Raw genomic sequence first — 14,718 nt, 5'->3', positions numbered from 1 at the left:
GTGAGGTCGCACACTCGGGACTATTGCGCCAGCCCCTCGGCATCGCCGCTGTCATGTTGTTTGCTTGAAGCATGTCCCCGACCCCCGCCGACCCGATCGCCGTCCTGTTCGACATCGATGGAACCCTCGTCGACTCGAACTACCTGCATATCGATGCCTGGGACAGGGCGTTCGCCGAAGCGGGGCATCCGGTCGCGGTGTGGCGCATCCACCGCTCGATCGGGATGGACTCCGGCAAGCTCTTGGAACGCCTGCTCGGGGATCATGCAGCGGATCTCAGTGACGCTGTGAAGCAGGCTCACGCGCGGAACTATTCGGAGATGTCGGACCGCCTCCGTCCGTTCGCGTCCGCCCGGGAACTGCTGGACGAACTCTCGCGGCGCGGTCATCGTGTCGTCCTGGCGACCTCGGCACCGCAGGAAGAGCTGGACGCGCTCCTCGCCGTGCTCGATGTTGCGGATGCCGTGGACGCGGTCACCTCCGGCGAAGACGTCGAGGCGGCCAAACCCGAACCCGACCTCGTCAACATCGCCGTCGAACGGGCCGAGGTCACTCCCGACCGGGCACTGCTGGTGGGAGATTCGGTGTGGGACATCTACTCCGCAGCCCGCGCGGGTGTCCGGAGTATCGGTGTGCGCAGCGGCGGGTACAGCTCGGCAGAACTTCTCGAAGCAGGCGCCGCCGCCGTGTACGACGATGTCGCGGATCTGCTCGCACACCTCGAAGAGAGCCCTATCGTGGCGAGCACCTACGAAATCTGAGCACCCCCACCACATCCTCGATAAAGGAGCACGACATGAACGAATCCACCCCAGAATCAGCACGCGACGCCGACGAGCAGCCGCAGCAGACGGACGATGCCGCCGCGGACGCCGGCTCGGAGTCGCCCGAAGAGGGCGCAGCGGCCATGGAGGACGCCGAAGACGCGGTCATCGACGAGGGCAACTGACCTCACGGCCTCTCGCGCGTCGCCTCAGCCCGGGGTCACGCCATCCGTTCCCTGCACGAGACGATACGACGGCTGACGGAGCGATCGCACCCACGGGTACGTGCCCGCTCCCGGCAGGGCATTGCGCACCGAATCGAACCGCAGGCCCGCATCGTCCTGACTCGTGCCGTGGTTCGCGGCATCGTCCGCCCCCGCACGCATGCGGAGCGAGACGTCGGCGAACGGATGCCACAGGCCGGTCGGCGTCGCGTGGTACAGCCGAAGGCCCCAGCCCGCACGGGTCAGCACGGCGTCGAGCGCGTCGCCCCGGGCGGGCAGGGTGCCGTCCGAGGTCTGCCGAGCACTGAGGAGCACCGGTCCGCGCGATGAGCGGTACGGGAACAGGGTGCCGAACCAGGCCCGCGATGCCGACCTCTGCACCGCAAGCATGAACCGGCCGGGCACACCACGGCCCGTCGAAGCGAGCTCGATGTCGGCGGGCAGATCCCCCGCATCGATCCGCAAAGCGAGCCCGATCACGTCGGGCAGCAGCCACGGCAGACCGACCGAGCGCGAGAGGCGCGCGACGACAGCAACGGGCACGGATGGTGCCTCATCCACCCAGGCGATGCCGGAGGGCTCGGCGCCGGGCAGCCACGTGATATGCCCCTCGAGCACGCGACCACGAACGTGGATGGGGCGCGGGCGTCGCAGCAGCAGAAGCCCCGCGAACAGGGCCCGCAGCACGCGGCCTCCCCGACGGGTGAGCGGTGTCAGCATCCGGTAAGTATGAACACCACCCGGTCCGCCCTCGCCGGCCTATCGCCGAGCTGCTGGGGCAGCTAGTATCCGGCACCCTGGGACGCCCCGCGGGGTCGGACATTATGGTCCGACAACCGCGGAATCAACCCCGTCGCGCCCCACGTCGGTTCGTGGCTGACTGGTTCCATGGCACGCATCGGCACCTCGGGGTGGAGCTACGAGCACTGGGACGGGGTTCTCTACCGTCCCGGCCTCCCGCAGCGCGAGCGGCTGGCACGCTATGTCGAGGAGTTCGACACGGTCGAGCTGAACGCCTCGTTCTACCGGTGGCCGCCCCCGGCGACGTTCGCCTCGTGGCGCCGGCGTCTGCCTGACGGGTTCGAGATGGCGGTCAAAGCGCCGCGCGGGTTGACGCACGCGCGTCGGCTGCTCGAGCCGGAACGCTGGATCGAGCGGATGTCAGCAGGGCTCCACGAACTCGCCGGCCGTCGGGGGCCTCTGATCGTGCAGCTTCCGCCGACGATGCAACGCGACGACGATCGTTTGGATTGGTTTCTCGCCCAGCTGCCGCCGTGGACGCAGCCGACGCTCGAGTTCCGGCATCCGTCCTGGAATGACGAGGATGTCTTCCGCCTGCTGGAGCGGCGAGGAGCGGCGTACTGCGTCATGAGCGGCGCGGGGCTGCCCTGCATCCTGCGCGCCACCGCCGACCTGGTCTACGTGCGGTTGCACGGCCCCGACGACCACGCGCTCTACGGGGGTTCGTATTCCGACGACGCGCTCGCGTGGTGGGCGGATCGCATCCGGGAGTGGGAGGGTCAGGGGCGACGCGTCTGGGCCTTCTTCAACAACGACGGAGACGGAAACGCGGTGCGCAACGCCCGATCGTTGCGCACCGCGCTCACCGCGTGAACGTTGGCGGTCAAGTCGGCCAGCAGGTTGCCGCTCGCCGCGATGTATGACCCCTGCCACCCCTCGACATCCCGGCCACGGGGCTGACACCATGTCAGCGTGACGACGCCCACCCCGCCGAACTGCGCGACCTGGCGCTTCTGCGGCGCGTGCGCTACGAGAACCTGCGCTGGATCACCGTGGGCCCGGTCGGTCAGCCCGACACCGCGATCGTGCTGCACCCGCCCGCGGCGAATCCGGGCGTCACCGAGGACGAGGGGCGCGTGCTGCTCGAACTCATCGCGAAGGGCACGTATTTCGGGGTGAACCTCGCCACCGACGATCTCGACAGCCTGTTCGCGACGCTCGAGTCACGCGGCGCGGAGATCGTGCAGGAGCCGATCGATCAGGACTACGGCGTGCGCGACTGCGCCTTCCGCGACCCCGCCGGCAACATGATCCGCGTGCAGGAGAACAAGCGCTGAGTCGCGGGACCGGGCTCAACCCGTGAGTGTCTCGAGCTCCTCGAGGATGCGGGGGTCCGCGAGCACGCGGAAGTGCCCCATCATGTCGAGCACCACGTTGCGAGCCCCGGGCAGAGCGCTGCCGCCCGGAATGTGCGGGTCGAAGCGACCGTAGACCGACACGATGCGCGCGTCGACGGCTGTCTCGAGCAGCAGCGCACGGATGGTCGCGTCGCGCGGCGAGAACCCACGCAGCGCCCGGCCCAGGAAGAACCGCGCGTAGGTCGACCCGGCGAAAGGCGTCGCGATCGCGAGCATCCCGGTGACGTGCTCGGGCATCGCGCCCGAGATCATCGCCTGCTTCCCGATCAGCCCACCCTTGCTGTGCGCGACGATGACCGCGCCGCGCAGCTCGTGCTCCCGCAGGTACGCGAGCACATCGACCGCCGAGTCGGTCACCGGCCGTCCGTTGCGGCGCAGCACGTCGATGACGTGGATCGGATGGCCCCGCTCGTGCATCGCCGAGATGAGCGGCAGCATGAACCGCCACGACTCGTAGATGCCCGGCAGCACGACGATCGGTGTGCGGGGTCCGGCGTGGAATGCCGAGGGGTCCGTTCGATCGAACGCCGCACGGATCTGACGGAGGACGGCGTACGCATAATCGCGCACCCAGGCACCGAGCATCGACACCTGTGACACGCGGCGCGGCGTCATATCGTCGGCTCGCGTTCGCGGTCGACCCGGTGATTTTGTGCGAGGAAAGCGTCGATCGCGGACGCCACGGCTCGCGCCCCCGCAAACTGCACGACATGTCGGTGCCCGGGCACGTTGACGAGCGAGCCGTCCCGAGCCCGATCGCGCAGCCGTCGGCACCACTCAAGGCCGGCGACGGGGTCGTTCCCTCCGCGCAGAACGAGCACCGGGGCGCTGAGCTCGGCGACCCGTTCCTCGGTCGGGTACGCCATCATGTGGCGCAGCTGGGTCAGGTACCAGGGCATTCCGCACCGGATGTAGTCCGCGAACACGATCGAGTTGACGAGGGGCAATTCACCCAGCGTGTCGAGGGCGAGCGCGACGCTCTGGGCTCGAAGCGTCCGATGCTCGTCGTCCGCGACCGGCCCGATCAGCACGACACCCGCGGCGAGGTCCGGGCGCTGCCGGGCGAGTTCGACGACCCACTGCGCACCCATCGAATGCCCCACGAGCACGGCACGGGGAACGTTCAGTTGCACGAGGACCTCGGCGAGCGCCCGTGCCATTCGTTCCTGCTCGAACGGCTCGCGCGGGCGACCGAACCGTCCGAAGCCGGGCAGATCGATCGAGTGCACGTCGCGCGTGCGGGCGAACTCGTCGTGCAGACGGACGAAGTAGCGCTGCGACATCCCGATCCCGTGGATCAGCACGACGGGCAGGTCAGCATCGAAGTGCGAGCCGCCGGTTCGCGGCGCGATGGAGGAGTACGCGCGAAAGCGCCCGCCATCGATGTCGAACTCGGTCTGCCGCATGGACCGAGCCTGACAGGTGCGGGGTCGCCGTGTGCGGGGTTGACCCGCGGTTCATCCGCGGATACGAGTGCAGACAGGATCGCCGCTGCGCGCGCTCATCGAGGCGACGGCGGCCATGGAGATGGCCGATATCGAGAACACATTCGGCGCCATGTGATCGACGGATGTGCTCGCGTCAGCGCGCGAACACGTCCATCCCGAGGTCGGGGTGGTCGACGAACACGCCGTCCACCCCGGCATCCCGGATGACCTGCCACTCGGCCTCGTAATCACCCAGCGCACTCGCGCCGCCGCGACCGCGGAAGTCGGCGACGAGAAATGTGTTCTCGGGCCGGCATGTCCACGTGAAGACCTTGAGGCCGCGGGCATGGGCATCCGCGACCACCGGTGTCGGCCCCGTCATCCGCCCGAGCTTGTTCGGCGCCAGGATCACGCGCTTGTCGACGCTGATCCCCTCGAACCGCCCGATCAGCGCATCGAGCCCCGCCGGCTGGACGGTCTGGCGGTAGGTCGGGGCGTCCTCGCCCCGTGCGGCCACGAGATCCCAGGGTCGCCCGCCCGCCTCGATCAGATAGACGTATTGCGCACGCAACCCGCCCGCTCGGAGGCGCTCGAGCACGGTCGATTCGAACGACTCGATTACGAGTGCGGCCGAGTCGGCCCATCCGCTTCTCTGCAGTTCTGCTTCGACGAGCGGTACGACATCGAGACCCACGCCCTCGAAGTACGTCGCGTGCTTGATCTCGAGCACGACGCCGATCTCACGATCCTGCTCCACGGACGCCGCGCGAACCAGGTCGAGCACGTCCGCCAAGCGCAGGATCGGCTGTTGATCGTCGAAGCTCGCACTGGCGGGACGGATCTTCGGCAGCCGCTCGCGACACTTCAGCGTCGAGAGCTCGGCCCACGTGAAGTCCTCGGTGAACCAGCCGGTCAAGGCTGTGCCGTCCACGGTCTTCGTCGTCCGGCGATCGGCGAACTCAGGTCGGGCCCCGACATCCGTCGTTCCCGAGATCTCGTTCTCATGCCGCACGACCAGCACGCCGTCGCGCGTCGGCACGACGTCGGGTTCGACCGCGTCCACACCCATGGCCACGGCCAGGTCGTACGAGGACCGGCTGTGCTCGGGGCGATACCCGGGGGCACCACGGTGACCGATCACGAGGGGGCGGCCGAGCGAGCGGTCGAGACGCATGGTTCCAGGCTATCCGCGGGCATCCGCCCGACCGCGCGAATGACGGATGCGGGGCGCCCCTCATAGCCCTCTCACAGCCGAGGACCGTGACCGCCCGGTGGGCGTCGGATATCGTTGATAAACAGCACACCGCTGTGGACCCCGATTTTGGAGTGTGAGCCAGGCCATGGCCCTCAACAACCCCGCGTTCAACAACCCGGCGTTCCAGGACCCCCGCGCCGTACAGACCTACCCCGGTGGATCGCAGGCCGCGAACCTCCGTGGTGCGTCGTCGACGGCTTCCGCCTCGCGCGCAGGCCTCGACGTCGGCGCTCAGGCCCAGATGGAGGGCGCGTACGCCGCCCCCGCCGCCGGAGCCCACCAGACCGACCGCATGACGGTCGAAGACACGGTCGTCAAGACCGTCGGCCTCTTCGCCATCCTTCTCGTGACCGCCGTCGTCGGCTGGGTCTGGACGCTCGGCGCCCTCTCTCCCGCCGAGTCGACCAGCCAGAACATCCTGCCGCTCGTCATCGGTGGCCTCGGTGGCTTCGTCCTCGCGATGGTCATCATCTTCACGTCGCGCAAGAAGATCCGCCCCGCGCTGATCTTCGCCTATGCGGCGCTCGAGGGCCTGTTCATCGGCGGCATCTCGGCGATCTTCGAGTTCCAGTTCGAGGGCATCGTCGTCCAGGCCACCCTCGCGACCCTCGCGGTCGTCGGTGTGACCCTGGCACTGTTCGCGAGCGGCAAGGTCCGCGCGTCGAAGAAGGCGACCAAGATCTTCCTCATCGCGATGGTCGGATACCTGGCCTTCTCGCTGCTGAACCTGGTGCTCATGTGGACCGGCGTCTCCGACAGCGCCTTCGGCCTCCGTAGCGAGCCGAGCCCGCTCTTCGGCATTCCGTGGGGCGTCCTGATCGGCGTGTTCGTGGTCATCCTGGCCGCTTACTCGCTCGTGCTCGACTTCGACCAGATCCAGCAGGGCGTCCGCAACGGCGCCCCCCGTCAGTTCGCCTGGATGGGCGCCTTCGGCATCATGGTGACGGTCGTGTGGCTGTACGTCGAGATCCTGCGCATCATCGCGATCGCCCGCAGCAGCAACTAGCACCGCTTTCGTGAAGGGGGTCGTCCGGTTCTCGGGCGGCCCCCTTTTCGCTGCCGTCGGGCTCGCACGATTTCGTGCGGGGTCGGCACGAGCGGGTCTGGCCCGAGCTATCCGTCCCACCTAGCCTGAGGTGATGGCTTCTTCCGCTCCCGCTGAGATCCTCGACATCGACGGCCACGAGGTGCGCGTCAGCAACCCGAGCAAGATCGTCTTCCCCGAGCCGGGGCACACCAAGCTCGATGTCGTCCGGTACTACCTGGCCGTGGCGGACGGAGCGCTGCGGGGTGCCGGCGGTCGGCCGATGGTGCTCAAGCGGTTCGTCAAAGGCATCGGCGCCGAAGCTTTCTTCCAGAAGCGCGTGCCCGAGAATCACCCCGACTTCATCGACACCGCGACCCTCCGATACGCGTCGGGGACCTCCGCCGAAGAGGCCGTCGTGCGGGATGCGGCGGGCCTCGCCTGGATCGCGAACCTCGGATGCCTCGACCTGAACCCGCATCCGGTGCGCGCCGAGGACCTCGAGCACCCCGACGAGCTGCGCATCGACCTCGACCCCATGTCGGGGGTGGCGTGGGAGCAGATCGTCGACGTTGCGATGATCGCGGGCGAGGTGCTGGCCGACCACGGCCTGGTGGGGTGGCCGAAGACGTCGGGCTCGCGCGGGCTGCACATCCTGGTGCGTATCGAGCCGCGCTGGACGTTTCGCGAGTTGCGCGGCGCCGCCGAGGCGCTGGCCCGCGAGGTCGAGGCGCGGGCACCGGGCCTTGCGACCGCGCGCTGGTGGAAGGAAGAGCGCGGGGAGAGCGTCTTCGTCGACTTCAACCAGAACGCGAAAGACCGGACCGTGGCATCCGCGTACTCGATCCGTCCCCTGCCGGATGCGCGCGTGTCGACCCCGCTCGGCTGGGATGAGCTGCGGACGCGCCGGCCCGAGGAGTTCACCGTCGCGACCGTCGTGCCGCGGTTCCGGGACATCGGCGATCCGCACGCGGGGATCGATGACGCGCCGGGGACGCTCGACGGGTTGCTCGCGCTCTCGGAAAGCCTGGGGCCCGCCGAGAAGCCGCCGCGTGCGGGCGACGGGTCCGGGCGCCGGGTCTCGACGATGCCGCTGATCGAGGTGGCGCGCACGAAGACCAAGGCCGAGGCGCTGGAAGCACTCGAGCGGTGGAGGGCGGCGCATCCCTCCGCGGCGGCGGATCTGCACCCGGCCGACGAACTCGTCGACGGGATGCGCGGCAGTTCGTCGCTCTGGTACCGCGTGCGGGTCAATCTGCAACACGTGCCGGAGGAGGAGCGTCCCGAGCAGGGCCCCCTGCTGGCCGACTACGACCCGTGGGCGGGTCGCACCTGGCCCGGTCGCTCCTGACCCATGGTCGAGGAGCACGATGGGGTTGACCTCGCGCCCCGATGATGTCGACTGCTAGTTTGAGCGCATCGGTCAGCAAGGGGAAGCCATGACCCATCGTTTCGCCGCCGCGATCTTCGCGGCTGTGGCGTTGTCTCTCGTCACGCCTTCCACCGCTGTCGCGGTCGCGGCGCCGGCCGAATTCACGACGCCCGCCGCGGCGGTGAGCCCGACGGAGGCGACAGCGACGGAGGCGACAGCGACGGACCCGGCAGCGACGGAGGCGCCCGCGAACACCACTCCGGTCGAGGGGTCGCCGCAGGGCGATGTGGGGCTCTCCGTCGATCCCCGCGGCACCGTGCAGGTCATGGGCTGGGTGTTCGACAGCAGCGACTTCGGCGCCGCGATTCGCGCGAACGTCCTGGTGGACGGGATGCTCTTCACCTACGCGATGGCCAACCTGCCCTCCGACTACCTCTACGCCTACGGGATTCCCGGGCGCCACGCGTTCTGGACCGCCGTGTCACTCGCCCCGGGTGACCACGAGGTGTGCGTCGTCTACGCCAACGTCGGCGCGGGTGCGGACACCCACGCACCCTGCCAGACCGTTTCGATCCCCGCACGGGCCGCGCAGGATTGGCCCCAGGGCGACTTCGCCGTTCAGGCTGCCCCCGAGAGCGGGCACCTCATCGTCGTCGGGTGGGCTTTCGACCACTCCGAGCTCTCCGCGAGCATCGACGTCGAGATATCGGTGGACGGTCGCGTCAGCGGCCCGATTCGCGCCGGTCTCGACAGTTCCTACCTGTACGCCTACGGGGTCCCCGGCCGACACGCTTTTGCGGCGGCGTTCCCCGTGGCGACCGGCGACCACACCGTGTGCGTGCGCGCGCGGGACCGCGCTCCCGGTGGCGATATCGTCATCGGGTGCCAGCAGGTGAGCATCGTCGTCCCCGCGCACAACCCCGAGGGATCCGTCCAGTTGTCGATGAACGCCAACGGATCGTTCTCGATCAGCGGGTACGTGTTCGATCGCTCGAACCTGGGCGAGCCGGTGCGCATCGCCGTGTTCCAGAACAGCACCCTCACGGCGTCGCCGTATGCGACCGCCGGCACCCCGCAACTCGCGGCGTACGGCGTCTACAACAAGGGTGTGGACCTACGGCTGCCGCCTCTCACCCGTAGCGGGCCCGTGAACATCTGCGTGCTGGGGCTGAACAACGGAACCGGCTCGAATTCGTGGCTCGCGTGCGGCGACTTCGACCCACGCGGAACCACCCCCACCTTCGGTTCGACGACGGACCCCAACAGCACGGATGTGCTGGTCAACAAACGCAACGCGCTCCGTCCGCCGTCCTACACACCACCCGATCTCCACCCGATCGGCGTGCGCTCCGAAGCCGCCTCGCACCTGCAGTGGATGTTCGCGGATGCGGGCGCGGCCGGTCATGCGCTCCGCGTCGCAAGCGGATACCGCAGCTACTCCACCCAGGTGGCGACGTACAACTCGCAGAGAGCCCGCGGCGGCCAAGCGTACGCGGACACGATCGCGGCACGCCCCGGCCACTCCGAGCACCAGGCCGGGCTCGCCGCAGACATCGCCGCTTTCGGCCAGGGATGCGATGTCGCCGAGTGCTTCGGATACACGCCCGCCGGGCAATGGCTCGCGGCCAACGCCTGGCGATACGGCTTCATCCAGCGCTACCCGCGGGGATACACGGCGACCACCGGATACGTGTGGGAGCCCTGGCACTACCGCTACGTCGGACGCATCACCGCCCGCGAGATGCACGACGGCGGAGTCGCAACCTATGAGGACTACCTCGGCGCGCCTCCCGCGCCGACGTACTGAGGTCGTCCGGCTGAGGGCCCGAAGCCCCGCGTCAGCTCACTCCCACTCGATGGTGCCCGGCGGCTTCGACGTGACGTCGAGCACGACGCGGTTGACCTCGCGCACCTCGTTGGTGATGCGGTTCGAGATCTTCGACAGCACGTCGTAGGGCAGGCGGGTCCAGTCCGCGGTCATCGCGTCCTCGGACGAGACGGGCCGCAGGACGATCGGATGGCCGTAGGTGCGGCCGTCGCCCTGCACACCGACCGAGCGCACATCGGCGAGCAGCACGACGGGGCACTGCCAGATCTCGGCGTCGAGGCCGGCGCGAGTCAGCTCTTCGCGGGCGATGGCGTCGGCGTCACGCAGGATCTCGAGGCGGTCAGCGGTAACCTCACCGACGATCCGGATGCCGAGGCCCGGCCCCGGAAAGGGCTGTCGGCCGACGATCACCTCGGGCAGGCCGAGCTCGCGGCCGATGGCCCGCACCTCGTCCTTGAACAGGGTGCGCAGCGGCTCGACGAGCTCGAACTGCAGATCTTCGGGCAGGCCGCCGACATTGTGGTGCGACTTGATGTTCGCGGTACCGGAGCCTCCGCCGGACTCGACGACGTCGGGGTACAGCGTGCCCTGTACGAGGAAGCGGATCGGCTCGCCGTCGGCCGCGGCCTCGAGCACGAGGTCCTTCTCGGCGGCCTCGAAGGCACGGATGAACTCGCGCCCGATGATCTTGCGCTTCTGCTCCGGGTCCGAGACTCCCGCGAGCGCGGTCAGGAACTTCTCCCGCGCGTCGACGGTGACGAGGCGGACGCCCGTGGAGGCGACATAGTCGTTCTCGACCTGCTCGCGCTCGCCCTTTCGGAGCAACCCGTGGTCGACGAAGATGCACACGAGCTGGTCACCCACGGCCTCGTGGACGATGGCGGCGGCCACGGCGGAGTCGACGCCGCCCGACAGACCGCAGATGACCCGCGCCGACCCGATCTGGGCGCGGATGCGCGCGACCTGCTCGGCGATGACGTTTCCGCTGTTCCAGTCCGCGGGCAGACCCGCGGCACGGTGCAGGAAGTTCTCGATCACGCGCTGGCCGTGGTCGGTGTGCTTGACCTCGGGATGCCACTGCACCCCGTACATCCGGCGCTCGTCACTGCCGAACGCGGCAACCGGGGTCGCCGTCGTCGAGGCGAGCACCGCGAAGCCGTCGGGTGCGCGCGAGACCTGGTCGCCGTGGCTCATCCACACGTTCTGCGCGGCGGGCTGGCCGGCGAGCAGAACTCCCCCGTCGCCCGTGACCGCGGCATCCGTCGCCCCGTATTCACGCAGGCCGGTGTTCGCGACCTCGCCGCCGAGGGCCTGGGCCATGACCTGGAAGCCGTAGCAGATGCCGAGCGTCGGCACATCGAGGTCGAACACCCCGGGGTCGAGCGCCGGAGCCCCGGGCTCGTACACCGACGACGGTCCACCCGACAGGATCAGGCCGACCGGGTTGCGCGCCGCGATCTCGGCGGCGGTGGCGGTGTGCGGCACGATCTCGCTGTAGACGCCGGCCTCGCGCACGCGCCGGGCGATCAGCTGCGCGTACTGGGCGCCGAAGTCGACGACCAGGACAGGTCGCTGCGAGGTTTCTGTGGCTTCGGTCAACGGGGGCCTTCCGGGGTCGAGACGGCAACGGCTGGAGCTTCGGATGCCTCGCGCTCGGCGAGGTACGAACGCACCTCACGCGCGACGCGGGTCTCCATGAAGAACGACAGGAGCGGGACGATGCCGCCGAGGGCGAGCACGATGAAGCGCAGGAACGGCCAGCGCATCAGGCTCCAGATACGGAAGCACGCGAAGAGGTAGACGACGTAGAACCAGCCGTGCGCGACGAGGATCGCGAGCGAGACGTTGATGCCGTCCCCCGTCGAGACCATTTCGCAGGCGCTGCCGGGGAAGAAGAGCGAGTACCACTCGCAGTCGACGCCGGCGATGACGGTCGCGAACCAGAGGAAGCCGCCGGATCCGCCGAGGAAGAGCTCGAGGTGGATCGGGGTGTACTTCAGGATCATCTCGGCGACGAGCAGCAGCAGCCCGACACCCGTGATGATCGACGCGATCTGGTAGAACTTCAGCGCCCCCCGGATCGCCGGAAACGAGGCGAGTTTGGGGGCACGTGGCATGGCCCCAGTCTACCGACGCCAGACGGGCACGAGTTTCGCGCGAGTGCGACCTCGGTGGATACCGGCATGTCGCCGGACGGCTCAGGATGCCTCGGCCCGGGCGTCTTCCAGATCTTCGAGTTCCTTCTCCCACGCGTCGCGCGCGAGGCGGTACCAGAGGTAGAACGCGAAGCCCGCGAACACGGCCCACTCGGCGGCGTAGAAGATGTTGAGCCAGTTGACCGTCGAGGCCTCATCGGGCGCCCGGGATGAGATCGGTACCAGCCCGGCGTCCTCGGCGGTCCCGCCCGGCTCGAGCAGGGCGAGGTAGGGGCGGTAGACCATCAGCCGATCGATGTCGTGCCATTCGCTGAGCAAGGCTGCGGGCGACATCCGTGTCATCTCGTGGGGATCCGCGCCGCGCGGCGGCAGTTGCGGTCCCTCGTCGGATATCACGCGGCCCATCACCTGGGTTGCGAGGCCGGCCGCCGTCGTTGCGGCGCTCTCGGACAGTTCGGACGCCGCGGCCTCCGCCCGCTCGAGGGTGGGCGCCCATCCGATCGCGGCGGCGATCGAGGTCGGGTAGAGCGTGCCCTCGATGCGCAGCTGACCCGTGACCCAATACCCCTCGACGCCGTCGTTGAAGCGCGATGTCACGACCAGGAAGTCTTCGGGCACCCAGGTACCGGTGGTCGTGACCTGCTGGCCGACGAGCGGCTCCTCGAGGTACGCACCGGGTTCGACCACCTCATCGAGCGGACGGACCTCCTCCGTCGCGCCGACGGCGGGCGGGTCGGAGTCGATCGCACGTTCCAGCTGCCACTGGCCCAGCCATGCGAACGCACCGGCGACGAGCAGGCACAGGCCGAGCATCAGGAGCCACTGCGGACGCAGCATGACTTCTCGCAGCGTCGGCGGGAACACCTCGGGCTCGTCGGGGGCCGAGGCCCCGGGACCGGGCGCCGCGCTCACACCGCTCACGAATTCATCCGGCGGGTCAGGTCACACCGCGGAGTAGGGCGCGACCACGACTTCCACGCGCTGGAATTCCTTGAGGTCGGAGTAGCCCGTGGTCGCCATGGACTTGCGGAGGGCCCCGATGAGGTTCGCCGTGCCGTCCGCGACGGGCGCGGGACCGTAGAGGATGCCCTCGAGCGAGGCGACCTGGTCGACGCGGACGCGGTGGCCGCGGGGCAGCTTCGGGTGGTGCGCCTCGGGTCCCCAGTGGAAACCCTGCCCCGGGGCATCCGTCGCCCGCGCGAGCGCAACGCCGAGCATGACGGCGTCCGCACCCATGGCGAGGGCCTTGACGATGTCACCCGAGGTTCCGACTCCCCCATCGGCTATGACGTGCACGTAGCGTCCGCCCGACTCGTCGAGGTAGTCGCGGCGAGCGCCGGTGACGTCGGCGACGGCGGTGGCCATGGGGGCGTGGATGCCGAGGGTGACGCGCGTCGTCGACGCCGCGCCCCCGCCGAACCCGACGAGGACACCCGCGGCGCCGGTGCGCATCAGGTGCAGCGCGGCCGTGTAGGTCGCAGCTCCCCCGACGATCACGGGGACATCGAGGTCGTAGATGAACTTCTTGAGGTTGAGGGGAGCCGAGACGCTCGAGACGTGCTCGGCCGAGACGGTCGTGCCACGGATGACGAAGATGTCGACACCGGCGGCGACGACGGTCTCGTACAGCTCCTGCGTGCGCTGGGGCGTCAGAGAACCCGCGACCGTGACACCGGCCTCGCGGATCTCGGCGAGACGCGCGGTGACGAGCTCGGGCTTGATGGGCTCGGAGTACAGCTCCTGCATCCGGAGCGTTGCGTCGCCGTCTTCACGACCGGCGATCTCGGCGAGCAGCGGCTCGGGATCTTCGTAGCGCGTCCACAGTCCTTCGAGGTCGAGGACACCGAGGCCGCCGAGCTGGCCCAGCATGATGGCGGTCGTGGGGCTGACGACCGAGTCCATCGGGGCGCCCAGCACCGGGATGTCGAACTGGAAGGCGTCGATCGACCAGGCGGTCGAGACATCCTCGGGGTTGCGCGTGCGTCGAGACGGCACCACCGCGATGTCGTCGAAGGTGTATGCGCGTCGCGCTCGCTTGGCGCGCCCCAGTTCGATCTCCATGCTCACCCGCCCAGCCTACCGGCTGACCCCGACACCGCCCCCGGGCGGATTGCCGCGCGTCGAACTGTCACGAACTGCTCGATCCGCCGCGGATATCGAGCGGTTTGTGACAGTTCGACCCGCGCGGGGCGTTCAGGCGACCGAGTAGCGGCCGGATGCGACGGCTCGGGCTCGTGCCTTGGCCGCCTCTTCTTCGCGGTTCTTCGGCGGGGTCACGGCGACCAGGTCCTCGAGCAGGTGGCCCGTGATGTGGGCGATCTCGTGCACGGCGCGATCGAAGGCCTCCTGATTGGCCTTCGACGGCTTCGTCGTGCCCGCGATCTTGCGGACATACTGCAGAGCCGCGGCGTGGACTTCGTCGTGCGATGCCGCGGGCTCGAAGTTGTGAAGGGTTCGGATGTTCCGGCACATGCGTACAAAATACGCCCGGTCGGGACATCCGTCACGG

The 14,718-nt window shown here is 69.1% G+C and carries 16 protein-coding genes; 7 read left to right on the top strand and 9 right to left on the bottom strand.

All coding sequences use genetic code 11. From position 1 onward, the window contains the following. The first annotated feature begins 71 nt into the window (after nucleotides 1-71). Both ACIQ0W_RS13175 and ACIQ0W_RS13170 read left to right on the top strand, forming a co-directional pair. Nucleotides 72-761 carry an HAD family hydrolase gene (locus ACIQ0W_RS13175; RefSeq protein WP_396643175.1) on the top strand — a complete coding sequence of 230 codons (690 nt, stop codon included), beginning with the start codon at nucleotides 72-74 and terminating at the stop codon, nucleotides 759-761. Nucleotides 762-796: 35 nt separating this feature from the next. Then, nucleotides 797-949: a hypothetical protein gene (locus ACIQ0W_RS13170; RefSeq protein WP_396643174.1), complete on the top strand. Its 153-nt coding sequence runs from the start codon at nucleotides 797-799 to the stop codon at nucleotides 947-949. Nucleotides 950-973: 24 nt separating this feature from the next. Here ACIQ0W_RS13170 and ACIQ0W_RS13165 read toward each other — a convergent pair whose 3' ends face one another. Continuing rightward, entirely contained in the window at nucleotides 974-1,708 is a 735-nt protein-coding gene (locus tag ACIQ0W_RS13165; RefSeq protein WP_396643173.1) for a hypothetical protein, read from the bottom strand. 168 nt (nucleotides 1,709-1,876) lie between these two features. Between ACIQ0W_RS13165 and ACIQ0W_RS13160 the strand changes: the two genes are divergently transcribed. After that, complete coding sequence (locus ACIQ0W_RS13160; RefSeq protein WP_396643172.1) at nucleotides 1,877-2,602, top strand: DUF72 domain-containing protein; 726 nt, start codon at nucleotides 1,877-1,879, stop codon at nucleotides 2,600-2,602. Nucleotides 2,603-2,655: 53 nt separating this feature from the next. Next, complete coding sequence (locus ACIQ0W_RS13155) at nucleotides 2,656-3,066, top strand: VOC family protein (RefSeq protein ID WP_396643200.1); 411 nt, start codon at nucleotides 2,656-2,658, stop codon at nucleotides 3,064-3,066. A gap of 15 nt (nucleotides 3,067-3,081) precedes the next feature. On the opposite strand, the gene ACIQ0W_RS13150 is transcribed toward ACIQ0W_RS13155, so the two are convergent. From ACIQ0W_RS13150 to ACIQ0W_RS13140, 3 genes are all read right to left on the bottom strand, one after another. Further along, on the bottom strand, nucleotides 3,082-3,762 hold the full coding sequence (locus tag ACIQ0W_RS13150) for an esterase/lipase family protein (protein ID WP_396643171.1): 681 nt from the start codon (nucleotides 3,760-3,762) through the stop codon (nucleotides 3,082-3,084). Then, a complete protein-coding gene (locus ACIQ0W_RS13145; protein ID WP_396643170.1) occupies nucleotides 3,759-4,553 on the bottom strand; it encodes an alpha/beta fold hydrolase in 795 nt (264 codons plus the stop codon). The genes ACIQ0W_RS13150 and ACIQ0W_RS13145 overlap by 4 nt, the downstream gene beginning before the upstream one ends. 175 nt (nucleotides 4,554-4,728) lie before the next feature. Then, on the bottom strand, nucleotides 4,729-5,748 hold the full coding sequence (locus ACIQ0W_RS13140) for a glycerophosphodiester phosphodiesterase family protein (RefSeq protein WP_396643169.1): 1,020 nt from the start codon (nucleotides 5,746-5,748) through the stop codon (nucleotides 4,729-4,731). Between the two features lie 166 nt (nucleotides 5,749-5,914). Between ACIQ0W_RS13140 and ACIQ0W_RS13135 the strand changes: the two genes are divergently transcribed. The 3 genes from ACIQ0W_RS13135 (at nucleotide 5,915) to ACIQ0W_RS13125 (ending at nucleotide 10,032) form a co-directional block, all read left to right on the top strand. Then, nucleotides 5,915-6,835 carry a Bax inhibitor-1/YccA family protein gene (locus tag ACIQ0W_RS13135; RefSeq protein ID WP_396643168.1) on the top strand — a complete coding sequence of 307 codons (921 nt, stop codon included), beginning with the start codon at nucleotides 5,915-5,917 and terminating at the stop codon, nucleotides 6,833-6,835. Nucleotides 6,836-6,968: 133 nt separating this feature from the next. Then, nucleotides 6,969-8,204 carry a DNA polymerase domain-containing protein gene (locus tag ACIQ0W_RS13130; protein WP_396643167.1) on the top strand — a complete coding sequence of 412 codons (1,236 nt, stop codon included), beginning with the start codon at nucleotides 6,969-6,971 and terminating at the stop codon, nucleotides 8,202-8,204. An 88-nt stretch (nucleotides 8,205-8,292) separates the two neighbouring features. Then, nucleotides 8,293-10,032 carry a D-alanyl-D-alanine carboxypeptidase family protein gene (locus ACIQ0W_RS13125; protein WP_396643166.1) on the top strand — a complete coding sequence of 580 codons (1,740 nt, stop codon included), beginning with the start codon at nucleotides 8,293-8,295 and terminating at the stop codon, nucleotides 10,030-10,032. 36 nt (nucleotides 10,033-10,068) lie between these two features. On the opposite strand, the gene guaA is transcribed toward ACIQ0W_RS13125, so the two are convergent. The 5 genes from guaA to ACIQ0W_RS13100 all read right to left on the bottom strand — a co-directional run bounded on the left by guaA (nucleotide 10,069) and on the right by ACIQ0W_RS13100 (nucleotide 14,681). Next, nucleotides 10,069-11,652 (bottom strand): glutamine-hydrolyzing GMP synthase, encoded by a 1,584-nt coding sequence (guaA, locus tag ACIQ0W_RS13120; RefSeq protein WP_396643165.1) that lies wholly within the window; start codon nucleotides 11,650-11,652, stop codon nucleotides 10,069-10,071. Continuing rightward, nucleotides 11,649-12,170 (bottom strand): DUF3817 domain-containing protein, encoded by a 522-nt coding sequence (locus ACIQ0W_RS13115; protein ID WP_396643164.1) that lies wholly within the window; start codon nucleotides 12,168-12,170, stop codon nucleotides 11,649-11,651. The genes guaA and ACIQ0W_RS13115 overlap by 4 nt, the downstream gene beginning before the upstream one ends. An 81-nt stretch (nucleotides 12,171-12,251) precedes the next feature. Then, nucleotides 12,252-13,046 (bottom strand): SURF1 family cytochrome oxidase biogenesis protein, encoded by a 795-nt coding sequence (locus ACIQ0W_RS13110; protein WP_396643199.1) that lies wholly within the window; start codon nucleotides 13,044-13,046, stop codon nucleotides 12,252-12,254. Between the two features lie 105 nt (nucleotides 13,047-13,151). Beyond that, complete coding sequence (locus ACIQ0W_RS13105) at nucleotides 13,152-14,270, bottom strand: GuaB3 family IMP dehydrogenase-related protein (RefSeq protein WP_396643198.1); 1,119 nt, start codon at nucleotides 14,268-14,270, stop codon at nucleotides 13,152-13,154. Nucleotides 14,271-14,402: 132 nt separating this feature from the next. Beyond that, nucleotides 14,403-14,681, bottom strand: coding sequence for a DUF2277 domain-containing protein (locus ACIQ0W_RS13100; protein WP_100809957.1), 279 nt, complete (start codon nucleotides 14,679-14,681; stop codon nucleotides 14,403-14,405). Nucleotides 14,682-14,718 lie beyond the last annotated feature (37 nt).

Origin of the sequence: Microbacterium sp., assembly GCF_044340635.1 — a bacterium.
Taxonomy (GTDB): Bacteria; Actinomycetota; Actinomycetes; order Actinomycetales; family Microbacteriaceae; genus Microbacterium.
The sequence above is the reverse complement of the archived record's forward strand: the minus strand, read 5'-3'. Positions and strand labels throughout refer to the sequence as shown.